The 23,542-nt window shown below is 74.5% G+C and carries 23 protein-coding genes, 2 tRNA genes and 1 pseudogene; 14 read left to right on the top strand and 12 right to left on the bottom strand.

Annotated elements, in window-relative coordinates; genetic code table 11:
- From AB0883_RS13900 to AB0883_RS13885, 4 genes are all read left to right on the top strand, one after another.
- A complete protein-coding gene (locus tag AB0883_RS13900) occupies window positions 1–912 on the top strand; it encodes a DUF3566 domain-containing protein (RefSeq protein WP_366641494.1) in 912 nt (303 codons plus the stop codon).
- 209 nt (window positions 913–1,121) lie between these two features.
- A tRNA-Ile gene (locus tag AB0883_RS13895) sits at window positions 1,122–1,195 on the top strand.
- A gap of 42 nt (window positions 1,196–1,237) precedes the next feature.
- Window positions 1,238–1,366, top strand: coding sequence for a DLW-39 family protein (locus AB0883_RS13890; RefSeq protein WP_210834795.1), 129 nt, complete (start codon window positions 1,238–1,240; stop codon window positions 1,364–1,366).
- Between the two features lie 41 nt (window positions 1,367–1,407).
- Window positions 1,408–1,483 (top strand) — tRNA-Ala (locus AB0883_RS13885).
- Between the two features lie 48 nt (window positions 1,484–1,531).
- On the opposite strand, the gene AB0883_RS13880 is transcribed toward AB0883_RS13885, so the two are convergent.
- The 4 genes from AB0883_RS13880 to sigJ form a co-directional block, all read right to left on the bottom strand.
- Window positions 1,532–2,170, bottom strand: a complete 639-nt coding sequence (locus AB0883_RS13880; RefSeq protein ID WP_366641493.1) for a class I SAM-dependent methyltransferase family protein — start codon at window positions 2,168–2,170, stop codon at window positions 1,532–1,534.
- On the bottom strand, window positions 2,167–2,922 hold the full coding sequence (locus tag AB0883_RS13875; RefSeq protein WP_366641492.1) for an HAD family hydrolase: 756 nt from the start codon (window positions 2,920–2,922) through the stop codon (window positions 2,167–2,169). Before AB0883_RS13875 ends, AB0883_RS13880 begins: the two co-directional genes overlap by 4 nt.
- 134 nt (window positions 2,923–3,056) lie before the next feature.
- Window positions 3,057–4,247, bottom strand: coding sequence for an FAD-dependent oxidoreductase (locus tag AB0883_RS13870; protein WP_366641491.1), 1,191 nt, complete (start codon window positions 4,245–4,247; stop codon window positions 3,057–3,059).
- Window positions 4,248–4,339: 92 nt separating this feature from the next.
- Window positions 4,340–5,284 (bottom strand): RNA polymerase sigma factor SigJ, encoded by a 945-nt coding sequence (gene sigJ / locus AB0883_RS13865; protein ID WP_366641490.1) that lies wholly within the window; start codon window positions 5,282–5,284, stop codon window positions 4,340–4,342.
- An 84-nt stretch (window positions 5,285–5,368) separates the two neighbouring features.
- Here sigJ and AB0883_RS13860 point away from each other — a divergent pair, with 84 nt between their 5' ends.
- Both AB0883_RS13860 and AB0883_RS13855 read left to right on the top strand, forming a co-directional pair.
- Window positions 5,369–6,355, top strand: a complete 987-nt coding sequence (locus tag AB0883_RS13860; protein WP_366641489.1) for an L-threonylcarbamoyladenylate synthase — start codon at window positions 5,369–5,371, stop codon at window positions 6,353–6,355.
- Between the two features lie 149 nt (window positions 6,356–6,504).
- On the top strand, window positions 6,505–6,924 hold the full coding sequence (locus tag AB0883_RS13855) for a CBS domain-containing protein (RefSeq protein WP_366641488.1): 420 nt from the start codon (window positions 6,505–6,507) through the stop codon (window positions 6,922–6,924).
- Between the two features lie 103 nt (window positions 6,925–7,027).
- Here the strand turns inward: AB0883_RS13855 and AB0883_RS13850 are convergent, their stop codons facing one another.
- Both AB0883_RS13850 and AB0883_RS13845 read right to left on the bottom strand, forming a co-directional pair.
- Window positions 7,028–7,831, bottom strand: coding sequence for an MBL fold metallo-hydrolase (locus AB0883_RS13850; RefSeq protein ID WP_366641487.1), 804 nt, complete (start codon window positions 7,829–7,831; stop codon window positions 7,028–7,030).
- Window positions 7,832–7,889: 58 nt separating this feature from the next.
- Window positions 7,890–12,341 carry an HAD-IC family P-type ATPase gene (locus AB0883_RS13845; RefSeq protein WP_366641738.1) on the bottom strand — a complete coding sequence of 1,484 codons (4,452 nt, stop codon included), beginning with the start codon at window positions 12,339–12,341 and terminating at the stop codon, window positions 7,890–7,892.
- A gap of 310 nt (window positions 12,342–12,651) precedes the next feature.
- Between AB0883_RS13845 and AB0883_RS13840 the strand changes: the two genes are divergently transcribed.
- The 4 genes from AB0883_RS13840 (at window position 12,652) to AB0883_RS13825 (ending at window position 15,968) form a co-directional block, all read left to right on the top strand.
- Complete coding sequence (locus AB0883_RS13840; RefSeq protein WP_366641486.1) at window positions 12,652–14,046, top strand: MFS transporter; 1,395 nt, start codon at window positions 12,652–12,654, stop codon at window positions 14,044–14,046.
- Window positions 14,047–14,185: 139 nt separating this feature from the next.
- Complete coding sequence (locus tag AB0883_RS13835) at window positions 14,186–14,824, top strand: GAP family protein (RefSeq protein WP_366641485.1); 639 nt, start codon at window positions 14,186–14,188, stop codon at window positions 14,822–14,824.
- Between the two features lie 126 nt (window positions 14,825–14,950).
- The gene (locus AB0883_RS13830) at window positions 14,951–15,736 is read left to right on the top strand and encodes an NAD(P)H-binding protein (protein WP_366641484.1); all 786 of its coding nucleotides are present in this window, start codon (window positions 14,951–14,953) and stop codon (window positions 15,734–15,736) included.
- 37 nt (window positions 15,737–15,773) lie between these two features.
- Window positions 15,774–15,968 carry a hypothetical protein gene (locus AB0883_RS13825; RefSeq protein ID WP_121397379.1) on the top strand — a complete coding sequence of 65 codons (195 nt, stop codon included), beginning with the start codon at window positions 15,774–15,776 and terminating at the stop codon, window positions 15,966–15,968.
- 98 nt (window positions 15,969–16,066) lie between these two features.
- On the opposite strand, the gene AB0883_RS13820 is transcribed toward AB0883_RS13825, so the two are convergent.
- Window positions 16,067–16,267 carry a hypothetical protein gene (locus AB0883_RS13820; protein WP_121397378.1) on the bottom strand — a complete coding sequence of 67 codons (201 nt, stop codon included), beginning with the start codon at window positions 16,265–16,267 and terminating at the stop codon, window positions 16,067–16,069.
- 148 nt (window positions 16,268–16,415) lie between these two features.
- Between AB0883_RS13820 and AB0883_RS13815 the strand changes: the two genes are divergently transcribed.
- Complete coding sequence (locus tag AB0883_RS13815) at window positions 16,416–16,964, top strand: YbaK/EbsC family protein (protein ID WP_121397377.1); 549 nt, start codon at window positions 16,416–16,418, stop codon at window positions 16,962–16,964.
- 88 nt (window positions 16,965–17,052) lie between these two features.
- Here AB0883_RS13815 and AB0883_RS13810 read toward each other — a convergent pair whose 3' ends face one another.
- The 4 genes from AB0883_RS13810 to AB0883_RS13795 all read right to left on the bottom strand — a co-directional run bounded on the left by AB0883_RS13810 (window position 17,053) and on the right by AB0883_RS13795 (window position 20,463).
- Window positions 17,053–17,688 carry a DsbA family oxidoreductase gene (locus AB0883_RS13810; protein ID WP_366641483.1) on the bottom strand — a complete coding sequence of 212 codons (636 nt, stop codon included), beginning with the start codon at window positions 17,686–17,688 and terminating at the stop codon, window positions 17,053–17,055.
- 20 nt (window positions 17,689–17,708) lie between these two features.
- Window positions 17,709–18,137 (bottom strand): SufE family protein, encoded by a 429-nt coding sequence (locus AB0883_RS13805; protein ID WP_327030052.1) that lies wholly within the window; start codon window positions 18,135–18,137, stop codon window positions 17,709–17,711.
- A 74-nt stretch (window positions 18,138–18,211) separates the two neighbouring features.
- Window positions 18,212–18,637, bottom strand: coding sequence for a CBS domain-containing protein (locus AB0883_RS13800; protein ID WP_366641482.1), 426 nt, complete (start codon window positions 18,635–18,637; stop codon window positions 18,212–18,214).
- 56 nt (window positions 18,638–18,693) lie between these two features.
- Window positions 18,694–20,463, bottom strand: coding sequence for a proline--tRNA ligase (locus AB0883_RS13795; protein WP_366641481.1), 1,770 nt, complete (start codon window positions 20,461–20,463; stop codon window positions 18,694–18,696).
- Between the two features lie 150 nt (window positions 20,464–20,613).
- Here AB0883_RS13795 and AB0883_RS13790 point away from each other — a divergent pair, with 150 nt between their 5' ends.
- Together AB0883_RS13790 and AB0883_RS13785 are read left to right on the top strand one after the other, a co-directional pair.
- A complete protein-coding gene (locus tag AB0883_RS13790; protein ID WP_366641480.1) occupies window positions 20,614–21,144 on the top strand; it encodes a SigE family RNA polymerase sigma factor in 531 nt (176 codons plus the stop codon).
- Window positions 21,141–22,265, top strand: coding sequence for a hypothetical protein (locus tag AB0883_RS13785; RefSeq protein WP_366641479.1), 1,125 nt, complete (start codon window positions 21,141–21,143; stop codon window positions 22,263–22,265). The genes AB0883_RS13790 and AB0883_RS13785 overlap by 4 nt, the downstream gene beginning before the upstream one ends.
- A 50-nt stretch (window positions 22,266–22,315) precedes the next feature.
- Here AB0883_RS13785 and soxR read toward each other — a convergent pair whose 3' ends face one another.
- Window positions 22,316–22,849, bottom strand: coding sequence for a redox-sensitive transcriptional activator SoxR (gene soxR / locus AB0883_RS13780; protein ID WP_366641478.1), 534 nt, complete (start codon window positions 22,847–22,849; stop codon window positions 22,316–22,318).
- A gap of 54 nt (window positions 22,850–22,903) precedes the next feature.
- Between soxR and AB0883_RS13775 the strand changes: the two are divergent.
- Window positions 22,904–23,464: pseudogene (locus AB0883_RS13775) on the top strand (NAD(P)H-dependent oxidoreductase); the annotation flags it as partial.
- Window positions 23,465–23,542: the final 78 nt, after the last annotated feature.

The raw sequence follows: 23,542 nt of genomic DNA, 5'->3' as shown, positions 1-23,542 counted from the left end.
ATGACGGAGACACAGGCGAAGTCGGGGAACACGGGGACCTCGGCCACCCCGGTCGACGAGGAGGCCGCTAAGAGCGGCACACCAGCGACCGGCCGCGCGGCCGTGGGTCGGGCCACCGTCCCCGCCGACGCGCCTGCCCCGAAATTCACCCGGGCTCCCGGAATGACACCGCCTCCGGACAAGCCCTCGGAGGACGGGGACGCGCCGGAGCGGACCGAAGCGGTGGGGGTCGACAAGCCGGCCCCCGCCGCCAAGCCGGCCGCCGCCACACCGACGACGACGCAGCCGCTGAAGGTCGGTGCCGGTCAGTCGACCGGCACCACCGGGACACAGCCGCGGATCACGGGCACCACGGGCACCCAGCCCCGCGTCACGGGCACCGCGAAGCCGCAGTCGGACGGCGCGCGCCCGACCGCCGCCGGCCGCCCCGCCAACGGGGGCGGCCTGCCGCCGGGGGTCGGTGGCGCCGCAGCCGTCGGGGCGGCCCGCGTGGGTGACGCGGTACGCGCCGCGCGTACGTCGGTCAGCTCGGCCGCGTCGCGCGGGCCGCGCCGGGCCCGGCTGAACCTCAAGCGGATCGACCCCTGGTCCGTCATGAAGTTCGCGTTCGCGGTCTCGGTGGTGCTCTTCATCGTCGTGGTGGTGGCCACCTCGGTGCTCTACCTGGCCCTCGACGCGATGGGCGTGTTCACAAGCGTCAACGACAGCCTGACCGACCTGGTCAGCGCGGGCGGCGGCCAGAGCACCAGCGGCTTCCAGATCACCGCCAAGGGCGTGATCCTCAGCTCGGCGCTGATCGGCCTGGTCAACGTCGTGCTGTTCACGGCGCTCGCCACGCTCGGGGCGTTCGTCTACAACGTCTGCGCGGACCTGGTCGGCGGCATTGAGCTGACCCTCGCAGAGCGCGACTGAACCACATCGGAAGCCGGGGCACCGCCGACTGCGGAGCCCCGGCTTCCGTGCATCTTGAGGCACGTCACCGGGCCGCACGGCGGCGTAATCGGGTGGGCCGGGTGCGGAGCCTCCGGTAGGTTCAGAGGCGACGACAACGCCCGGACGTCGCGGCGGCCCCCGATTTGGGGCCGGACGGACGGATGGGTTAACCTTGCTCGTCGCCACGCGGGGCTATAGCTCAGTCGGTTAGAGCGCAGAGCTGATAACTCTGAGGTCGCTGGTTCGATTCCAGCTAGCCCCACCGCACATCGTCCGACGGCAGTCGAGCGCGAGGGTAGGCCCCATGTTCAAGAAGCTTCTGATCCTGGCCGGCGTCGTCGGTGTGGCAGCCGTGGTGGCCAGGAAGGTCAAGGCTTCCAACGACGAGCGCGCCCTCTGGCACGAGGCGACCACCGCGCCCGACCTGCGCTGATCCCGCTGGCACTGCCGGCACCGGCGGCGTCGTCCGCCCCGGGGGCCCTAGCTCAACTGGCAGAGCACTGCCTTTGCAAGGCAGGGGTTAGGGGTTCGAGTCCCCTGGGCTCCACCAGCACCACCTTCGGTTGACCTCGGCTTCGGCGTGCAGCAGCAAATCCGGTCAGCGCAGGAACGTGAAGAGCGTTCCCGTGGCGTCCAGGGGTCGCGGTAGGCCTGCGAACCGGTGGACGCCGACGGAGAACCGCACGTCGTCCGGAGCGTGGAACGCCTCCTCGACGAAGCCGGCGTCGCGAAGCCATCTCCGTACGGCGGGCGTCAGGTCCGGCGTCCGCCGCGCCCGGGTCCAGATCACTGTGGCGCCCGCTGCGCAGAACTGAGGCAGAGCAGCGACCGTTCGCTCCACGTCGGCGTCCGAGATGTTGCCGAAGACGCCGACCATGAGCACCAGATCTGCCGGGACCGCCCCGGCATAGGAGGAGGGCCGGCCCGCGTCCGCCTGCCTGATCACGAGGTGGGAGAGCCCGGCCCGGTCGGCGGCGGCCCGCGCGGCGGTTACGTTGCCGGCGTCGTACTCGAGCAGGGTCACGCGCAGGCGTCGGGCGTCGGGCCGTGCGGCCAGGACGCCGATGAGGTCGTGGCCCTGCCCCGCGCAGACGCTGACCACCGTCAGCCGTTCCTCGGCGCGCTCGTCGAGCCACGAGGCGATGTGCCGCTGCACCAGCCGCAGTCGACGTGACAGCGGGGAGTTCGCGTCGGCGTAGGGCTCGTGCCACGCCTGCCAGTCGGTTCGGAGAGTCACGGGCGGGCGTGCTCCCGCAGCAGCGCGAGGAGCCCGTGGCCGTCCTCGATCCGCGCGTCCGGTTCGACTCCCGGCAGCGCTGCCTCCCGGTCGGTGCGGGGCGAGCGCATGAGGATCGCGGCGGCGGTGCCGGCGCGGCGGGCGCAGACGACGTCGCGGTGCACGGTGTCGCCGACGAACCAGCAGTCGCCGATCGGCACCGCGATGGCGCGGGCCGCCAGCAGCGCCAGTTCCGGGTTCGGCTTCCGGGGCCCGGCCTCGTCGCTGTAGAACTCGGCCCCGAACAGCCCGGAGAGCCCCGCGGCGGCGAGGAAGTCCCGGTGGGCGGCGCCGCAGAGCGTGTTGCTGACGACCGCCATCGGCAGGCCGGCGTCGGCGGCGTGCCGCAGGGCCTCGGGGATGCCGGGGCGCACGGCCCACTCCTGGCGCCAGGTCCAGGCGTACGCCAGCGGGGTCGCCTCCCGCTCGACGGCGGCGCGGGCCTCCCGCGGCCAGGACCGGGTCACGAAGTCGGCCCACACCTGGCCGTGCGGCAGCTCGACGGGGGCGTCCGTCCTGCCCACGTCGTCGCGCCACAGGGCGTACGCCCGCGCGCCCTCGCCCAGGTCCCGGGCGATCTGCCCGTCCGGCACCGCGCCGTCGACGAGCTCGGACAGCCGCCGCACCAGCCCCGGCGGGGCCGGCGGTTGGGGTGGCGCGTCGGCCAGGACGCCGCCGAAGTCCAGCAGGAGAGCCCGAGGGGTACGAAGCATGTTCGTCATCCTCGCGCACCGGGACGGGAAACGAGAGGTCCCGCGGCCCGGTGGGCGTGACCGCAGGATCCCCCTCGTCGTGGTCGGGCTGCCTGGAACGGTTGGCTGCTGCTGGTGGACCGGCAGGGTGAGCCCTACGCCAGCACGTCGACGGTCGAGGCCGCCGTCGTCCGCGTGACGCGGCGACGCCGGGTGGGCAGCCCGAGCGTCGGGTTGGCGACGCCCCAGGCGGCACCCTTGCAGACCAACTCCTTGTAGACGGCCGCGAGGCGTCCGGTCAGCGCCGCCCGCACGGCCCGGTCCTCGGCGGTGACGTACTGGATCAGGCCCTCGCTGCGGCCGAGCGAGATGCACTGGTTGAAGTAGCGGATCCGGCTGGTCGGTGGCTTTCCCCCGGTCAGGTGCGCCGCGATCGCGTCGGCGGCCTGCCAGGCGGTCGGGACTCCCGAGGCGCACGACATCCGCAGCGGCTTGTCCCCGGGGCCCATCACCATGGCGGCGTCGCCGACGGCGTACACGTCGGGGTGGGAGACCGACCGCATGGTCCCGTCGACCACGATCTGGCCGGAGCCGGTGACCTCCAGGGCGGTCGCCCGCGCGATCGGGTGGACCGCGAAGCCGGTGGTCCACACGGCCACCGCCGCCGGGACGGCCCCGCCGTCGGCGGTGACGACGCGGTCGGCTTCGACGCCGGTGACGGTGGTGTGCTCGTACGCGGTGATGCCGAGCTTGTCGAAGACCTTCCGCAGGTGCTCGCGGCCCCTGGGGGAGAGCCAGTCGCCGAGACCGCCACGGGCGGCGAGGGCGACGTCGAGGTCCGGGCGGGCCTCGGCGATCTCCGTCACGGCCTCCAGGCCGGTGAGGCCGCCCCCGACGACGAGCACGGTCTGCCCGGCGTCGAGGCGGGCCAGGCGCTCGCGTAGCCGGAGTGCTCCGGGGCGGCTGGAGATCTCGTGGGCGTACTCGGCCGCCCCCGGGACGTCCCGTGAGTCCCAGCCGCTGCCGAGGGCGTAGACGAGCGTGTCGTAGGCGAGCTCCTCGACGCCGTTCGCGTCGACGACGGCGACTGTCCTGCGGTCGACGTCGACGCCGGTGACCCTCGCGGGCCGCAGGCCGACGCCGGTGCCCGCGAACATCTCACGCAACGGTCGGGGCCTGAGGTCCTGACCGGCCGCCAGTTGGTGCATGCGGACGCGTTCGACGAAGTCGGCCCCTTCGTTGACGACGGTGATGGAGACGTCCTCACGGTGGAGCCGTCTGGCGACGCGCCCGGCGACGACGGCTCCGGTGTATCCGGCTCCGAGGACGATGATGCGGTGCTGCATGTCCAAGCTCCTGTCTCGCGCGGGTTGCCCCTTGAACCGGGTGGCCCGGCGTTTCCTGACAGGAACTGCTCGTGAAGCACGTCACATGACGGTCAGAAGGCATGGAACAGGGGCTCGCCGTGGTCGGTGGCACCCCACTGCACGGTTGCCCGTTCCAGCTTGTCCGGGTTGCCCTGGCTGCGGAACGCGGCGATGCCCTCGGCGGTGACCTCCAGGCAGATGACGCCGACGACCCGGCCGTCCACGACGGCCACGACGGCGGGACCGCCGTTGGCGGTCCAGGCGTAGACCTCGGGCGTGCCACCGACCAGGGCGCGCTTGGCCTTGCCGGGCCTGAACAGGCCCCACAGGAACTTCGCGACCGCGACCGCGCCCTCGAACGCCCTGGCGCGGGCCGGGACCTTCCCGCCGCCGTCGCCGATCGCGACGATGTCCTCGGTGAGCAGGCGCAGGAGCGGCTCCATCCGGCCGCCGGTGGCGGCGGCCAGGAACTCCTCGACGACCCGCCGGGCGGCGGCCCCGTCGATCTCGGCACGGGCCCTGCCGTCCGCGACGTGCTTCTTGGCGCGGTGGAGGATCTGCTGGCTGGCGGACTCGGTGATGTCGAGGATCGCGGCGATGTCGCGGTGCGGGTAGTCGAACGCCTCCCGCAGCACGTACACCGCCCGCTCCCCGGGAGAGAGACGCTCCAGGAGGGTGAGGACCGCGTACGAGACCGACTCGCGCTGCTCGGCGGTCTCGGCCGGGCCGAGCATCGAATCCCCGGCGAGCAGCGGCTCGGGAAGCCACTGGCCCGGGTAGGTCTCCCGGCGCGCCCGCGCGGAGGCGAGCTGGTTGAGGCACAGGTTGGTGAGGACCTTCGTCAGCCAGGCCTCGGGAACCTCGATGCGCTCGACGTCGGCGCCCTGCCAGCGCAGGAACGTCTCCTGCACGGCGTCCTCGGCCTCGGTGGCGGAGCCGAGGAGACGGTAGGCGATGGCTTCCAGGCGGGGCCTGGCGGCCTCGAACCGCTCGACGTCGTCCGCCGTCAAGGACATGGCCCGATCCTAGGCCGCGCCGCACAGATCGGAACCGGGCCACCGCGGAGCCGACGCCACCCCGGGCAGGTTAGCGTCGCAGGTGTGACCACCGGATCCCCACGCGTGCTACCGGCCGACAGCGGCATCGCCGAGGCGGCCTCCGTCCTGCGTACCGGCGGGTTGGTGGCCTTTCCCACCGAGACCGTCTACGGGCTCGGCGCGAACGCGCTGGACGCCTGGGCCGCCGCCCGGATCTTCGAGGCGAAGGCGCGGCCCAGCTTCGACCCGCTGATCACGCACCTCGCGGACGCGGCCGAGCTGGAGAAGCTGGTGGGTACGGTGCCGGCGGCGGTGGCGGCGTTGGCCGGGCGTTTCTGGCCCGGGCCGCTCACGCTGATCGTGGACCGGCCGGCGGCGATCCCGCCGATCGTCACCTCCGGACTGGCGACGATGGCGGTCCGCGTGCCGGACAACGCGTACGCGCGGGCGCTCATCGCCGAGGCCGGCGTGCCGGTGGCGGCGCCGAGCGCGAACCGGTTCGGCCAGCTCAGCCCGACGCGGGCCGAACACGTGGTGCGGGGCCTGGGTGCCGCCGTGGACGTGGTGCTCGACGGCGGGCCGACGCGGTGCGGCATCGAGTCGACCATCGTGGACGCCCGGGTCGGGCGGCCGGTGGTGCTGCGCCTCGGCGCGCTGCCGGTCGAGGCGCTGGAGGAGGCGGCCGGCCCGGTGACCGTACGCCCGGGCAGCTCCGGGCAGCCCGTCGCGCCCGGCACGCTGGCGGCGCACTACGCCCCGCGTACGCCGCTGCGGTTGGTCCCGGGCGGCGAGCCGCCGGCGGCCGACGGGGTCCGGCGCGGCTTCCTGGCCTTCCGGGACCGGCCGGCGGGCGACTGGGCGGCCGTGGAGGTGCTCTCCGCCGCCGGTGACCTGACCGAGGCCGCCGCGCGGCTGTTCGACGCGCTGCACGAGCTGGACGCCACGGGGGTCGGCGAGATCCTCGTCGAGCCGGTCCCCGAGGTGGGCGTCGGCCGGGCGGTCAACGACCGGCTGCGCCGCGCCGCCGCCACCTGGCATCCGGCGGGATGAGGCGGGGGGCGGGACGCGGCCCGGCTCGATGACGGGACGCCGCCCGGCTCGGCGACGTCGCGTCGGCGGTCCCAGCTTCCGCGTGCATGGGCGGGGAGGACGAGGGTAGGAGAAACGGCAACGACCCCCTGGAAGTGAGGTGTCAGCCAATGCCGACCGCACGCGAGATCATGACGAACGACGTGACCTGCATCCGTGAGCAGGACGACCTCAAGACGGCCGCCAGGCAGATGGCCCAGCTGGGCGTCGGCTCGCTGCCGATCTGCGGGGACGACAACCGGCTCAAGGGAATGCTGACCGACCGCGACATCGTGGTGAAGGTCCTCGCCGAGGGCCGCGACCCGGGCCGTGTCACCGCCGGTGAACTCGCCCAGGGCGAGGCGGTGACGATCGGCGCCGACGACGACGCGGCGGAGATCCTGCGGACCATGAGCCAGCACAAGGTGCGCCGGCTGCCGGTGATCGACGGGCACGATCTCGTCGGCATCGTGGCCGTCGCGGACGTGGCCCGCTCCCTGCCCGAGCGCCCGGTGGGCGACCTCATCGAGGCCATCTCCGAGCGCGCCTGACCGCACGTCACGACCGATCGCCGCCCTCCGGCTCCGGCCGGGAGGCGGCGATCGGCGTACGCGAGCGCACCGCGGACCGGCCGGACGCGCGGGAGGGCGGCGGTCAGTCCGGCGGGGTCAGCGGGACGGTCTCGCCCCGGGCGATGGTGCGGACGCTCCCGGCGAGGCCGCGCCGCCGTACCTCCGCCACGAAGTGGCCCAGCGGCGAGCGGAACACCGGGTAGTCGTCGTAGTGGATCGGCACGGTCAGCTTCGGCCGGACCAGCTCGACCAGGTCGATACCCTGCCGCGCGTCCATGGTGAGCAGGATGCCGGCGATCCGGGTGCCGCCGAGGTGGATCAGCATCGCGTCGATGTCCGGGTACCGCTCGGGGATGTCGGCGAGCATCGGCCGGTTCAGCGTGTCGCCGGTGACGTAGAGGCGGAACTGGCGGCTGCCCCCGCGCTCCAGGTCGATCATCGTGCCCATCACGTCGGGCATCAGCAGGTCCAGCGCGCCCGGTCCGTGCCTGCCCGGCATCGAGGTCAGCCGCAGCGTCTCGCCGTCGCGGCGCAGCTCCCGGGAGTTCCAGGTGGGCAGCCCCTCGGCGGCCCGGAAGCCCCAGCGGCGCAGCTTCCGCTCGGCGGCGGGGGTGGTGACGATCGGCAGCTCCCGGTCGAGTTCCCGGCGGGCCACCCGGTCGAAGTGGTCGCCGTGCAGGTGGGAGAGGACGACAGCGTCCAGCGACGGCAGTTGGGCGATCCGCAACGCGGGATCGGTGCGCCGCCGCGACCAGAGCCCCTTGCCCAGGTACGCGCGTTGGCCCAGGTGCAGGAAGTTCGGGTCGGTGAGCAGGGTGAACCCGCCGATCCGCAGCACCGTGGTGGCGGTGCCGACGAACGTGACCTCAGGCTGCGTCGTCAACATGCGTACCTCCCTCCGCAGCCGTACCCGTGATCGGCACGGCCATGCCGATCGGCGGCGGTCACGCCCGCGCCGGCCCGTCGCGGTCCGCCCGGTCCGCCGGCGGGGACCCCGACTGGGGCAGGCGTTCCACCAGGCGGGTGAGCGCGCCGTTCGCGAAGGTGGCGCCGAGCGCGGAGCCCGTCGCGATGGTCCAGCCGACCGGGCCGAGCGGTGTACAGCCGAAGAAGTGGCTGACCCCCGGCGTCTGGACGACCACCACCAGCACCCCGAGCGACGCGGCGGTGGAGGCCAGTACGGCCGGGCTGGTGCCGCCGGCCAGCACCGTCTGTCCGAGCTGGGTGCCGACCAGCGAGACCAGCGCGACGGTGCCCGCCCGCCTGCGTCGCCCGGTGTGGCGGGCCAAGGTCCAGCCGGCTGTGGCGCCCAGCGTCGTGGCGGCGGCGCGCAGCCCGATCTCCCGGGTCATCGTCTCGCCCAGCGAGGTGTCGGGGCCCTCCCGGAGCAGGCCGTCGGCATGGTGCGCGCCGGGTGGCCGGACCGCGATCGCCAACGCCGGCGCCAGGTCGGTGAGCAGGTTGACCAGGAGCAGTTGCCGGCCGGTGAGCGCCGAGCGGCCGGTCGCGGCGGCGGTCAGCACGCTGAACGCGATCTCGCCGAGGTTCCCGCCGACCAGGATGCTGAGCGCGTGGCGTACCGAGGACCACATCGCCCGGCCCTCGACCAGGGTGGCGATGATGGTCTCCAGCCGGTCGTCGGTGACCACCAGGTCGGCCGCCGCCCGGGCCGCCGGGGTGCCCCGCTGACCGAGGGCGATGCCCACGTCGGCCAGCCGGATCGCCGCGGCGTCGTTGGCGCCGTCGCCGGTCATCGCCACCGTACGTCCGCACTTCTGCAACGCCTGGATGATCCGGACCTTGTGCGCCGGGGTGCACCGGGCCACCACGTCCGTGGCGGCGAGCCGCGCGCCGAGGGCCTCGTCGTCGAGCTGGTCGAGTTCCGCCGCGGTGACCACCCGCTGGTCCTCGTGGTGGCTGATGGTGGCCGCGATCGCCTCGGCGGTCGCCGGATGGTCACCGGTGATCATGATGGTGTGCACGCCGGCCTGGCGGATCCGGCGTACGGCGGGGGCGGCGCTCTCGCGTACCCCGTCGGCGAGGGCCAGGAAGCCGACGAAGGTCAGGTCCTGCACCTGATCGTCGGTGACGTCGGGCGAGGAGACCCGACACTCGGCCACGGCGAGGATCCGGTGACCCGCCCCCGCCCGGTCGGCGAGCATGGCGTGCAGCCCGTCGCGGCCCGAGTCGTCGAGCGGCTCGTCGCGTCCCCCCGGCGTACGCCAGCCCGAGCACCGGGGCAACACCGACTCCGGCGCCCCCTTCACGCTGAGCAGCAGCCGGTCCCCGGCCCGGCCGATGGTGGCGTGGTAGCCACGGGACGGCTCGAACGGCAGCCCACCCACCGGCTCCCATTCCTGGGCGCCGGTCTGCTCGGTCACCCCGGCGGCCTGCGCGCCGGACCGGACCGCCCGGTCGGTCTGCTGGGCCAGGTCGTGGGGGGCGTCGGCGCCCGGGGTGGCGCGCAGCGCGGCCGAGAGGGTGAGCCGCAGGCCGTCGTCGAGGCGGTCCATCGGTGCGTACCGGCCGTCGTCGCCGACCCCGGCGAGCATCAGCTGCCCCTCGGTGAGGGTGCCGGTCTTGTCGAAGCAGAGCACGTCCACCCGCCCGAGCGCCTCGATGGTGCGCGGGTTGCGGACCAACGCGCCGTGCTCCGCCAGCCGCCGCGCGGCGGCGAGCTGTGCGGCGCTGACCAGGAAGGGCAGCCCTTCCGGCACGGACGCGACGGCCAGGTTCGCGGCGGTCGCGGCGGTCTGGGCCAGGGGTACGCCCCGCAGCAGCCCCGCGCCGGCCACCGCCACCGCCGAGCCGGCAGCCAGCGGGATCGCCGCCCGGGTCAACCGGCCCAGTCGCGCCTCCACGCCGCTCGTCGGCGGGGCCTGCCGGGCCATCGCCAGGCTCCGCCCCGCCTCGGTGCCCGCGCCGGTCGCCACCACCACCGCCGTCCCGTGGCCGGCGGCGACGCTGGTGCCCTCGTAGAGCATCGAGCGCCGGTCGGCGACGGCGGCGGCGACCACCGGCTGGTCGGTCTTGCCGACCGGCAGCGACTCGCCGGTGAGCGAGGACTCGTCCATCTCCAGCCCGGCCGACTCCAGCACCCGGCAGTCGGCCGGGACGGCGTCCCCCGATTCGAGGAGGACGACGTCCCCGGGTACCAGGTCCTCGGCCGGCAGGATCCGCTCCGCGCCGTCCCGGCGTACCCGGGCGGTCACCGCCGAGCGGGACAGCAGCTCGGCCAGCGACCGCTCGGTGTTGTGCTGGTGCACCGCCCCGAGCAGCGCCGACCCGCCGAGCACGCCGCCCACCAGGGCGGCGTCGACGGGCGAGCCGAAGGTGGCGGAGAGCACCGCCCCGACGGCCAGCACCGGGGTGAGCGGGTTGGCCAGCTCGTCGACGAAGGCGCGGAGCAGCCCCGTCGGCCCCGACGGCCGTACGCTCCCGTCGCCCCGGCGGCGCTCGGCCTCGTCGGTGGCGAGCCCGTCCGGGCCGGTGTCGAGCTGGTCCAGCACGGTCGAGGACGGCATCAGGTGCCATGCGGTGATGGCCGGTGCCGGGGAGTCCGCCGGGCCGGGCAGCCGGTGCGCCCGCAGGACGCCGTGGGCGAACGCAAGTGCCGCCGCCCCGTTGACGGCCGCGACGGCGCGGCCGGGCAGCCGCGCCCGCGGGGCGGTGAGCGCCCCCAGCGCGCCGAGGCCGGTGCCGGCCATGGCCAGGCCGATGTTCTGCCGTGCCATCCGGCGGGCCACCCCGGCCGCCTCGACCACCAGCGCCGCCACCCGCAGGTCGGCGCCGACCAGCAGGTGCGCGCCCCAGGGCGGCAGGTCCTCGTCGGCGGAGAGCCCCAGCCCGCAGTCGGCGGCGCCGAGCGCGGCGCGGTCGCCGGAGACCACCATCACCACGGCCCCGTCGCGTTGCAGCTCCCGCACGGACTCGGCCAGCCGGTCGCGCCCGGGCAGGTGGGCGTCGGCGAAGTCGTACCGCCGCTCGTCGTCGCCGGCCACGACCAGCCGCAGGCCGGCCTGGCGGGCGGCGGCCGGCAGGGCGTCGACGCCCGGCGCCGGCTCCGGCTCGACCCGCAGCACGGCGACGAGGGTGCCGCCGTCGGACAGGCCGAGCAGGGGGCCGCCCGCGTCGCGCAGTCGCCGGCTGTCGGCGGTGTCGCCCGGGTCCTCGACGTCCAGCGCGTCCAGCGGCCCGAGCCGCCAGCCGTCGGCGTGCTGCGGCTCCCGGGGCGCGGCGGGGTCGAAGAGGGCGAACGCGCGCGCCGCCACCTGCCCGGTGTCCGCACCGGCCAGCGGCGCCAGGTCCGCCAGCACGCCCCGGTCGGAGCCGAGCACGGCGGCGTCCAGCACCAGGGTGTCGATCCGGTCGAGTTCGCGCAGCACGCCGCGGTCCATCGCGATCACCCCGCGCCGGGCGAGGATCCGGCCGAGCTGCGCGGCGTACCCCTCGCGTCCGCTGCCGGGGGCCTTGGGGAGCGTGGAGAGGCCCAGCGCGGCGGCCCGCTTCCAACCCACGACCGGCGTCGCGGCGGCCACCGCGACGGCGCCCGCGTCGAGCGTCCGGGACACGTACTTCTCGACGGGGCCGTCCGGCTTCGGCCGGGGGCGCTCGACCTTCGGCGCGGGGGCGGCGGCCCGCTCCGGACGCCCGGTCAGCCGGGGTTCGGCCCGCGCCCACGCGCGGAGCTGGGCGCGGGCCTCGCCCCACTGCACCATCCGGTGCGCGCCGTCGAGCACGAGCCCGGTCCAGCTGCCCGTCAGGCCCTGCACCACCGCCTCGGCGAGCGGGAAGAGCAGATCGGCGCGGGGGTCGGCGCGTAGCCCCCGGTCCGCCAGCGCGTGCAGCTTCGGGTGCAGGTCGACCGCGCCGAGCAGCCCGGCGACCTCCCCGGGCACCGGCGTGAACGGCAGGATCCGGGTGGCCGCGGAGAGGGTCAGGCCCAGGGCGTCGGAGGCCAGCGCGCCGAGGGTGCGCGGCGTGCGCGGCCCCTCCTCGGGCGGGTGCGGCGGTGGGATCTGCGGGTCCGGCTCGTGCGGGCAGGTGCGTTCGGTGCGGGCGACGGTCGCGATGAGGTCCCGCAGGGCGGGCTCCGGCGTACCGACGGCGACGATCACCCGGCCGGACGGGGCGTTGACCCGTGCCCACTGGACGCCGGGCATCCGTTCCAGCGCCGTCTCGACCTGACGCGCGAGGACGTCGCCGCCGTCCTGGCAGACCCCGAGCACCTCGATGTGGTGCCGGCCGGGGCGGGACCAGACCCGACGGCGGCTCAACCCGGCCGCCCGCGCCAGCCGGGCGGCGACGGCACCGACGTTCCGGGAGGCCTCGCCGACGACCGGCGGCACCGTGACCGGCGGAAGGAGTCGGCCGGCCGTGCGGACCAGCGAGATCATCGAGGCGTACGACCGCACAGGCGCCCGTCGGGCCCCTCGCCGCCGCTGCTGCCGCCGTACGCCATCTCGCCTCCCACGCCTCGCGCTCCGGCGGCCTGCCTTCCCGGCTGATCGTCCGTCATGCCCTTTGAGTGGCGGAAGTTCCCCGGGCGGCCCGGAGAGAGTCGGGTCACCCTTGACCTCAATCCGGGTTGAGGTCCGAGGCTGGTCGCATGCTGATCGAGCTGCTCCGCCACGAGGCGGGTCCGGCCGAGCCACGGGCCCGCCTCGTCCACCGACCGCTGTGGCTGCCGCGCCCGGCGGACCGGAGGTGACCGGGACGACGGCGCCGGCCGCCCCGGTCGCCGACGAGGCCGGGCTCTTTGCGCCTCGGCTGCGCGCGATGACGGTGGGCAGCGTCGCGCTGATCTCGCTGCTCGCCTTCGAGGCACTGGCGGTGGGCACCGCCATGCCGACCGTCGCCCGCAGCCTCGACGGGCTGGCCCTCTACGGGATCGCCTTCGGGGGCCCGTTCGCCGCCGGCGTGCTGGCCATGGTCGCCTCCGGCATCTGGTGCGACTCCCGGGGCCCCCGGGCGCCGATGTGGCACGGGCTCGGCTGGTTCGTGCTGGGGCTGGTGCTCGCCGGTGGCGCCACCACCATGGGCGTCCTGGTCGCGGGACGGATCGTGCAGGGCTTCGGCTCCGGCCTGCTCTCGGTGGCGCTCTACGTGATCGTCGGGCAGGCGTACCCGGAGGCGCTGCACCGGCGGATCTTCGCGGCGTTCGCCGCCGCGTGGGTCGTACCGTCGTTGGTCGGGCCGGCGCTGGCCGGGCTGATCGTGGAACACCTCGGCTGGCGCTGGGTCTTCCTGGCGGTGCCGGTGGTGGCGGTGCCGGCGGTGCTGCTGATCCACCCCGGCCTGCGGACGATCGGCGCGGCCACGGTGACCGGGTTGCCGTCCGGCGCGGCGGCCCGGATCGGCTGGGCCTGCGGGGCGGGGGTGAGCGCCGCACTGTTGCACATCGGGGGGCAGCAGCGCGGCGCCGCCGCCGTCGGGCTGGTGGCCCTGGCGCTGGTCGGGCTGCTGGTCTGCGCGCCCCGGCTGCTGCCCGCCGGGTTCCTGCGCGCCGGCCGGGGCCTGCCCACGGTGGTCGGGCTGCGCGGTCTCGCCTCGGCCGCGTTCGTCGGCGCGGAGGTGGTGATCCCGCTGATGCTCTCCCGGGAGCGGGGACTGTCGCCGACCGCCGCCGGCCTGGTCCTGACCACGGGCGCGCTCGCCTGGTCGGCGGGTTCCTGGTTGCAGGGGCGGATGCCCGCGCCGCGCTCCCGGGCCACCCTGCCGAGGGCGGGGCTGACCTGCATCGCCGCCGGTACGGCCGTGGTCACGCTCGCGGTCGCGCCGGCGGTGCCGGTCTGGGTCGGCGTGCTGGGCTGGGCCGGCGCGGGTCTCGGCATGGGGCTGCTCTACCCCTCGTTGTCGGTGCTCACGCTGGAGCTGTCCGCCCCCGGCGAGCAGGGCCGCAACAGCTCTTCGCTGCAACTGGGCGACTCGCTCTTCGCGGCGACGGTGCTGGCGCTCACCGGCGCGGTGCTCGCGGCCGGTGCGGTCCCGGGACCGGCCAGCTACGCCGGCACGCTCGCGGTGGCCTGCGGGCTGGCCCTGCTGGGTGCGGCGCTCGCCGGCCGGGTGGTGCCCGGCGCGGCCGGGATCCGCGCCGGCTGACCGCCCGCCCAGGTACCCGATCCGGCCGCCCGCCGGGCCTGATCCGGCCGACCGCCCGCCGGGCCCGACCCGGTACGGCCGGCGGCGATGTGCCGATTCGGTCCGGTGGCGACCGCCGGCCCGGGAGGATGGGCGGGCGATGAACTTCCTGACCATCCTGCCGATGGCCGTGGTGATGGTCGCCGGGACGCAGCTGGTCGCGGCGGTCTTTCTCGCCTCGGCGGACCGGCCGCGTGCCGCGTCGCTGGGCTACCTGAGCGGGGCGGGGCTCGTGGTGGCGGGCGGGGTGACGGCGAGCTGGCTGGTCACCCGGGCCGTCAAGGTCGACGTCGGTGCCGGGCTCGGGCGGCGCGCGGTCGAGAGCCGAATCGACGTGGTCGTACTGGCGTCGCTGGTCGTCCTGGCGGTGGTCGTCCTCCTGCGCCGGCACACCGCCGGCCCGCCGAAGTGGATGAGCGGCCTCCAGCGGGCGAGCCCGGCGTACGCGCTGCGGCTCGGCGTGCTGCTCTTCCTGGCCATGCCGACCGACGACCTCACCATGCTCACCGTCGGGGCGAGCGCCGCCCGGCACGACCTGTCCTGGTGGCACCTGCTGCCGTTCGTCCTGCTCACCCTGGCGCTGCTAGCCCTGCCGCTGCTGGCGCTGCTGCTGCTCGGTCGCCGGGCCGAGGCGGTGCTGCCCCCGATCCGGGACTGGGCCGGACGGCACTCCTGGGTGGTCAGCGAGATCGTCGTCGGGTTCTTCGTGGTGCTGACGGCGGCCGACCTGCTCCGGTGAGCCGGCCTGCTGCCGTGAGCCGGCCTGTCGCGGTGAGTCGACGCGCAGCCGGTCACACGCGTGGGCCGGGCGCCGTCACCACCACGTCGCGCGGCGGACGCGCGACGGCCGGAGAGGGAGGGAACCATGCGGGTGCTGGTCACCGGGGCGGGCGGTCGGCTCGGGCGGGTGGTGCTGCCCCGGCTGCGCGCCGAGGGTTGGGACGTCCGGGCGACGAGCCGGCGGGCGCGTACCGGCTCGTCGGTGCGGTGGGTGGTGGCCGACCTGGCCACCGGGGAGGGGGTAATCGAGGCGGTGGCCGGCGTGGACGGCGTACTACACCTGGCCTCGGCACCGAACCGGGGGCGGCAGACCCACCGGGTCGACGTGCTCGGCACCCGCCGGCTGGTCGTCGCCGCCGGCCAGGCGGGCGTACGGCACCTGGTCTTCGTCTCGATCGTCGGGGTGGACCGGGTGCCGATCCCCTACTACCGGCACAAGCTCGCCGCCGAGCAGGTCGTGGCGGCCGGGACGGTGCCGTGGACGGTGCTGCGGGCGACCCAGTTCCCGGAGTTCCTCGACGGGATGCTGCGCGGGGCGAGCCGCCTCGGTCCGGTGATCGGCGACCCGGCCGTACTCGCCCAGCCGGTCGACCCCGGCGAGGTCGCGGACCGCCTCGTCCGGCGGCTCACCGCCGGCCCGCTGCGCGGCGTCGAGGAGTACGGCGGCCCGGAGGTGCTCCGCTTCGACGACGCGGCCCGCGCGTGGGCGGCCGCCCGGCGGTCCCGCCGCCCGCTGCTCCCGGTCCGGATACCGGGCAGGCTCGGTCGCGCCCTGCGCTCGGGCGGCCTGGTCACCGGGGCGACCCCGAAGGGCGTCCGGACCTGGGCCGACCACCTCGCCGACACGTACGGGGGAACCGGCGCAAGATGAACGGCCCGCGCATTCACGTCCGGCCTACCGTGACGCCATGTTCGCCATGGTCGCCACCGTCATCCTGTACGTCGCCGGGTTCGTCTTCCTCTACGGCGTGATCCGGCTCGCCATCCGCCACGCCCTGGAGGAGATGGAGGTGCGCCGGGTCCAGGCCGAGCGGGCGGAGGAACTGGCCTCCGTCCGGGACCGCGCGCTGCTCCGCGACAACGGCTTCCTCACCGGCAACTGACCGGTCCCGGCAGGCCGGGTCTTCCTGCTTCCGGCCGGCCCGTCCCGGCGGCCCCGGGACGGAACCGGTGCTCCGGGACGGGCCGGTGCCCGGGGTGACTAGAAGTCGGCGGCCACGGCCAGGTTGAACTTGTCGATGGCCGCCTTCTTCTCCTCCGGGAGCGCCTCGACGTCGATCCGGTCGGTCTCGCCCCTCCCGTCGTGGGTGTCGACACCCTTGAGGAGGTGATCGACGATGGAGTTCGCCTCGTCGGTGGTGAAGCCTGCGTCGGTCAGTATGTGCAGCGGAAGTTCACTCATGCCGATCGCCGGTACCCGGCACCACCCGCTCCCACACGTCCCCGGGACCCTATGCCGATCGATTAGGGGTGCCCCCTGTCGGCGATGGTTCCGGTCGCTGCTGGTGGTGGAACCCCGGGCGCGGGCGGGTGCGAGGATCGCAGGCGTGATGGGGACGCTGAAGACCGAACCCGCCCGCAGCCGGCTCGACCTGCTCGCTCCGCCGGTCGCCGCCGCCGTCGGGCAGTGGCCCGCCGAGGCGCCGGTGGACGTCGACGACGTGCTGGTGGCGCCGATCGACGCCGAGCTCGCCGACACCGCCGCCTTCTGTGCCGCGTACGAGGTGGGGCTGGACGAGTCGGCCAACTGCGTGGTGGTGGCCGGCAAGCGTGAGGGGGTAGTGCGCTACGCGGCCTGCGTCGTGCTCGCCACCACCCGCGTGGACGTCAACGGGGTGGCCCGCCGGGCGCTCGACGTGCGGAAGGCGAGCTTCGCGCCGATGGCCGACGCGGTGGAGCTGACCGGCATGGAGTACGGCGGCATCACCCCGATCGGCCTGCCGGAGCAGTGGCCGATCCTGGTCGACGCGCGGGTGATAGCCGCCCCGCACGTGATCATCGGGTCGGGCGTACGGCACAGCAAGATCGCGCTGCCCGGGCCGGCGCTCGGCGCGTTGCCCGGCGCGCGCGTGGTGGAAGGGCTGGCCAGGCCGGCCTGACCGATCATGGACGTCGATGCCGTTGCACGTGAAACATCGCGCCCGTCGATGTCCGCCGCCGGAGGTCGGCCTCGCCGCCGTCGGCGGGTCAGTCGGCCTCGGCCTCGCGGCGGTGCACCTCGGCCAGGGCCGCGAGCAGCGTCTCCGGCTCCTGGGCGCCGGTGACCGCGTACCTGCCGGCCAGCACGAAGGTGGGCACGCTGGTCACCCCGATCTGCCGGGCGGTGGCCAGCTCGTCGGAGAGTTCCGCCACCCGTTCGTCCGAGTCGAGAAAGCGGCGTGCCTCGGCCGCGTCCAGACCCACCTCGGCGGCGAGCGCGGCGAGCGCGTCCCGGGAGCCGACGTCGACGCCGTCGGTGAAGTGGGCGCGGTAGAGCGCGTCGACCATCTCGGCGGCGCGTCCCCGGTCGGTGGCCCAGGCGACCAGGCGGTGCGCGTCGAACGTGTTCGCCGCGACCGCGCGGTCGAAGTCGAGCTTCAGGCCGACCTGGCCCGCCACCTCCGTCACCTGACCGAACATCTGCCGGACGCGGTCCGGCCCGCCGAACTTCGCGGCCATCGCGTCGACCAGCGGTCGCGGCTCCGGCACCGGCGACGGATCGAGCTGGAACGGCCGGTAGCGGACGGTCACCTCGCCGTCGTACGACTCCAGGGCCTGCTCCAGCCGACGCTTGCCGATGTAGCACCAGGGGCACACGACGTCGGCGTAGATCTCGATCTCCATGTCGGGTGACAACCCTCCGTCTAGCTGGTCTGTTCCCGGACCTGCCGCTTGAGCCGGGCCAGGATGGCCGTGCCGCCGCGCACCCGCAGCGGGCTGATCGCCTGGGCCAGTCCCATCCGCTGGTAGAGGTCGTCGGGCACGGCGAGCACCTCGTCCGCGCTCGCCCCGGCCAGCCCCTCGGCGAGGATGCCGGCGAACGCACGGGTGGTGGGCGCCTCCGGCGGGCAGTCGAAGAGCGTCTCCACCGTCTTCTCCGGGGTCACCCGGGCGCGCAGGAAGAACGCCGTCTGGCACTCCGGCACCTGCTCCATGCCCTCCCGGTCGGCGGCGTCGGCGGGCAGCGGCGGGATGACGTCGGCGTACTCCAGCAGCATCTCCAGCACCACGTCGCGGGGCGCGGCGGCGAACTCGTCGACGATCTCGGAAAGCCTGGCCGGCATGGATGACATGACTTCGAGGCTACCGCCGCCGGCCGGGGACCCCTCCTGCGCCACGGGCGTCAGGAAGGGCCCTTCCGCGTATCTCAGGCGGTGGGCGCCTGCTCGCTGATCTCGCTCAACGCCGAGTTGGGGTCGAGCTGCATCGCGAGGTCGCCGAGGGAGACGATGCCGACCAGCTTGCGTTCGGCGTCGCAGACCAGCACCCGCCGGATGCCCCGCTCCCGCATCAGGGCCGCCGCCTCGGCCGCGGTCGAGTGCTGCTCGATCATCACCACCTCGCGGGTGATGATCGAGCCGATCGTGGTGGTGGCCGGGTCGCTGCGCTCGGCCACCGCCCGGACGACGATGTCGCGGTCGGTGAGCATGCCGGCGAGGGTGGCGCCGTCGGTGACCACCACGTCGCCGATGTCCGCCTCCTTCATCACCCTGGCCGCCTCATCCAGGGTGGTCTCGGCGGGCAGGTAGATGACCTGCTTCGTCATCACGTCGCTGACCCGGTAACCGGTCATGAGAGCCTCCAGAACGCATTCAGTCGATCGGACTGCGGTACCCCGTGACACGTTCGCTACACCACGTTCCCGCGCTCCCGGTGTACCCGTTCGACGAGTTGGTCCGCCACCCCGTCGACCGGCAGTTCGACGCGCTCGCCGGACGCCCGGTCGCGCAGTTCCACGTACCCCTCGGCGAGACGGCGGCCGACCACGACGGCGCGCGGGATGCCGATCAGCTCGGCGTCGGTGAACTTCACCCCGGCGGAGACGTGCGTCCGGTCGTCGACGAGCACCCGCAGGCCGGCGGCGGCGAGCCGCCCGCCGAGCTCCAGCGCCGCGTCCAGCTGCGGTCCCTTTCCGGCAGCCACCAGGTGTACGTCGCAGGGCGCGACCGCCTCCGGCCAGACCAGTCCCCGCTCGTCGTGGTGCTGCTCGACGATCGCGGCGACCGCGCGGGACACCCCGATCCCGTAGCAGCCCATGGTGGGCCGGACGGGCTTGCCGGCGGGGCCGAGCACGTCGACGGCGAAGGCGTCGGTGTAGCGGCGACCGAGCTGGAAGATGTGCCCGATCTCGATGCCCCGCCGCATGGTCAGCACGCCCGTGCCGCAGGCCGGGCAGGGGTCACCGGGCCGCACCTCGGCCGCCTCGATCGTGCCGTCCGGCACGAAGTCCCGGCCGCAGACCACCCCCGTCGCGTGCCGGCCCGGCTCGTTGGCGCCGGTCAGCCACGCGCTGCCCGGCACCACCCGGGGATCGGCCAGGTAGCGGATGCCCAGCTTCGCCATGACCTGCGGGCCGATGTAGCCACGGACCAGCTCCGGGTGGGCGTCCCAGCCGTCGAAGACGTCCACGGTGGCCGGGGCGACCGCCGCGCCGAGTCGCTTCAGGTCGACCTCCCGGTCGCCGGGCAGCCCGACCACCAGCAGCTCGGCCTCCTCCGCGCCGGGGCGGCGCAGGGCGAGCACCACGTTCTTCAGGGTGTCGGCGGCGGTCCAGTCGTCCCGCCCGCCCAGGCGTCGGGCGTTGGCCAGCTCGACCAGGCTGGCGATGGTCGGGGTCTCGGGGGTGTCGTGCACCTCGGCCGCCGGCTGCGCGTCCGGGTCGCCGGCCGGCGGGGCGGGCGTGGTCACCGCCTCGGTGTTGGCCGCGTAGTCGCAGGCGGTGCAGCCGACGAAGGTGTCCTCGCCGACGGGCGTCGCCGCCAGGAACTCCTCCGACGCCGAACCGCCCATCGCCCCGGAGGTCGCGCGCACGACGGTGTGCTCCAGCCCGAGCCGGTCGAAGATCCGCCGGTACGCCCCGCGGTGCCGCTCGTACGCCGCCGCGAGTCCCGCCTCGTCGAGGTCGAACGAGTAGGCGTCCTTCATCAGGAACTCGCGCCCGCGCAGCAGTCCGGCACGCGGACGGGCCTCGTCCCGGAACTTCGTCTGGATCTGGAAGAGCGTCACCGGGAAGTCCCGGTACGAGCTGAACAGGTCCTTGACCAGCAGCGCGGCCAGTTCCTCGTGGGTGGGCGCGAGCAGGTGCTCCGCGCCGCGCCGGTCGGCGAGGGTGAAGATGTCGTCGCCGTACTCCGTCCACCGGCCGCTGGTCCGGTAGGGCTCGGCCGGCAGCAGTGCCGGGAAGTGCACCTCCTGGTCGCCGATCGCCGTCATCTCCTGCCGGACCACCTCGGTGACCCGGTCCAGCACCAGCTTGCCCAGCGGCAGCCAGGTGTAGCCGCCCGGTGCGGCGCGACGGATGTAGCCGGCGCGCAGCAGGAGCCGGTGGCTCGGCACCTCCGCGTCCGCCGGGTCCTCGCGCAGGGTCCGGAGCAGCAGGGTCGACATGCGTAGCAGCATTGGCGCAGCGTACGGCGGGTACCGGCGGCCGGCGATCCGATTTGTTCCCCGCGAGGCACGAAACTGCCGCCCACGGCAACCCTGCTGCGTCACGGTGACGTCTGGGAGGGCGTCACGATGATGCACCGCCTACCCCAAGGATCGGCTCGTGTGGACCCTCTCCTGAGTGAGTTCGACTCGTTCGTGCGGACCCGTACGCCCGCGCTGCTGCGTTCGGCGTACCTGCTCACCGGCGACCAGCACCTCGCCGAGGACCTCGTCCAATCCGCCCTGGCCCGGACCCACCGCTCGTGGAACCGGCTGCACCACAGCGGAAACGCCGAGGCTTACACCCGCAAGACCATGTACCACCTGCAGGTCTCCTGGTGGCGGCGCCGCCGGGTGGCCGAGTCGATGCCAGGCGAGATGCCCGAGACGCGCGGAGGCGACTCGACCCCAGACCACGCCCAGCAGACCACGCTCCGGCTCACCCTGCGGGGCGCGTTGCAGAAGCTCTCCGCCAAGCAGCGCGCCGTGCTGGTCCTGCGGTTCTTCGAGGACCGCACCGAGGCAGAGACCGCCGAACTGCTCGGCGTGACCGCCGGCACCGTGAAGAGCCAGACCTTCAAGGCCCTGGCCAAGCTGCGCACCGTCGCCCCGGAACTCGCCGAGCTGTACGTCCTGGAAGGAAGCGCCCGATGAACGACGACCGCCTCCGGCTCGACCTCACCGACCTCGCCGACGAGGTCACCCCGGTCGACCTGCGGGACCGGGCCCTGCGTACGTCCCGCCGGATCGGCATCCAGCGGGCCGTCGCGACCTGCGCCGCCGCCCTGGTGCTGATGGCTGCCGCGACCGGGACCGCGCTCGCCATCCGGCCCAGCGGCCAGGCGCCCGTGCCCGGGCCGGCCGGCCCGTCGATCACCAGCAGTTGGCCACCGGTCGAGGTCACCCCGACCTCGGAGCCCTCGGACAGCGCCTCACCGACCAACTCGCAGGCGTTGCCGGCATCCGTTCTCGCCGGCACCCGGTACTACCTGGAGACCACGTCCACCAGGGCCCGGATCCACGCCGTCCGGGGCAGCACCGACCAGGTGGTCCACCAGGTCGAGTACGACACCTACGGATGCGAGTGGAACACCCTCACCGTCTCGCCGGACGGCAAGCGGGTGGCCTGGGTGCAGGACAGCACCGACGGCGACACCAGCGGTGTGCTGATGGCCGGCGCGATCGGGAAGCCGGGGGCGACCAGGCTGCTGGACGACGTCAACTGCCTCGACGCCAGGCCGCTGGTCTGGCAGGGCGGCGACCTGCTGATGGTGCGGAGGAAGGGCGGGCAGTCGGTGCTGCTCGACGTGGCGGCCAACAAGCGGGTCAACGGTGACCCGGGGCAGGAGACCGACCGGTGCTGGTCAGCCGATGGTGGCTGGCTGGCCGCGGTGGTGGAGGACGCGCCGTTCGTGACCGACGGGACGCAGTCGCGGCAGTACAGCTACACGCCGCCGAAGGAGGAGGCCGCGCGCTGGGGCGGTTGGCGGGCCCAGAGCGTGTCGATCGACGGCCGGTACGTGGCGGTCGGGTGGCTGGGCACCGACCCGTCCCGTAGGGACAGCAGCTTCGCGGTGGTCGACACCACCACGAGCAAGGTGGTGGAGCTGCCGGGCCGGGACGAGATCCGCAGCATCCTGTTCACCGTCGACCACCGGGTGATCGTCAAGCGGAGCACCGGAATCAGCGTGCTGGACAGCACCTTCGCACCACGCGGCACGGTCGCCGAGACCGCCTCGTTGCGGAACATGGCGTTGCTGGCGTACGTGCCCTGAGCCGTCGCCCGGCTCCCCGGACTGGCCGCCCTGTCGCCGGAGCCGTCGTGTCATGGGACGCGACGGCTCCGGGTCGGACCAGCCTCCGAGGGCGTGGGAGAGGTGCCGGGGCTGTCGTCCGGCACGGCTCGCGGACCGAGCAGTCGGCGCGGGCCCTGGCCGGTCTCGCCGAGGTGGTCGTTCGCGTTGCGCAGGAGGCAGCGGTCGATGGAGAGGCAGCCGCACCCGATGCAGTCGGTCAGGTCGTCGCGCAGGTGCTGGAGCTGGGCGATGCGCTGGTCGAGCTCGGCCTGCCAGGTGGTGGAGAGCAGGGCCCAGTCCTCCCGGGTCGGGGTACGCCCGTCCGGCAGGCCGGCCAGCGCCTCGGCGACGAGCCGGAGCGGGATGCCGACCCGTTGGGCGACCCGGATGAAGGACACCCGCCGGATGACGTCGCGGGGGTAGCGGCGCTGTCCGCCGCTGGTGCGTCGACTGTGGATCAGCCCCTTGGCCTCATAGAAGTGCAGGGCCGTGACGGCGACGCCGGTGCGGGCCGCGACCTGGCCGACGGTCAGCTCGGTGTGGTGGGGCGGAAGGCTCGCCATGTCGGCATGCTAACGGCTTGACCTCGACCATGGTCGAGGTTGAAGACTCGCGTCATGGAGCCGATACGGATCGGAATCGTCGTGGGGTCGACGCGGCCCGGACGGCGGGGCAGGGCGGTGGCCGACTGGGTGCACGACCTCGCCCGCGAGCGACATCCCGGTGTCGCGTTCGGGATGCTCGACCTCGCCGACTTCAACCTGCCCCTGCTGGACGAGCCGGTCCCGGCGGCGTTCGGCGACTACCGCCACCCGCACACCCGGGCCTGGGCCGCCGCCGTCGAGCCGTGCGACGGGTTCGTCTTCGTCACCCCGGAGTACAACCACTCCACCTCGGCCGCCTGCAAGAACGCGATCGACTACCTGTTCGCCGAGTGGCACCACAAGGCGGCCGGCTTCGTCGGGTACGGCGTGAGCGGGGGCTGGCGGGCCGTCGAGGCGCTGCGCCTGGTGCTGGCGGAGGTCCGGGTCGCCGGAGTGCGTACCGCCGTCGGGCTGTCCCTGCCCACCGACTTCACCGGGGAGCGCCCGACCCCCGCCGCGCACCAGGAGCGCGGCCTGGCCGCGATGCTCGACGAACTGCTCACCTGGGCGGTGGCCCTGGCCCCGATCCGCCGGTCGACGCCGGAGCCCCCGGCCACGCCGGTGACGGCGAATCCGGCCCGGCCGCCGGCGGCCGAGCCCGCCCGGCGGGGG

It is taken from the genome of Micromonospora sp. NPDC047812, assembly GCF_040704175.1.
Lineage (GTDB): Bacteria > Actinomycetota > Actinomycetes > Mycobacteriales > Micromonosporaceae > Micromonospora.
The sequence above is the reverse complement of the archived record's forward strand: the minus strand, read 5'-3'. Positions and strand labels throughout refer to the sequence as shown.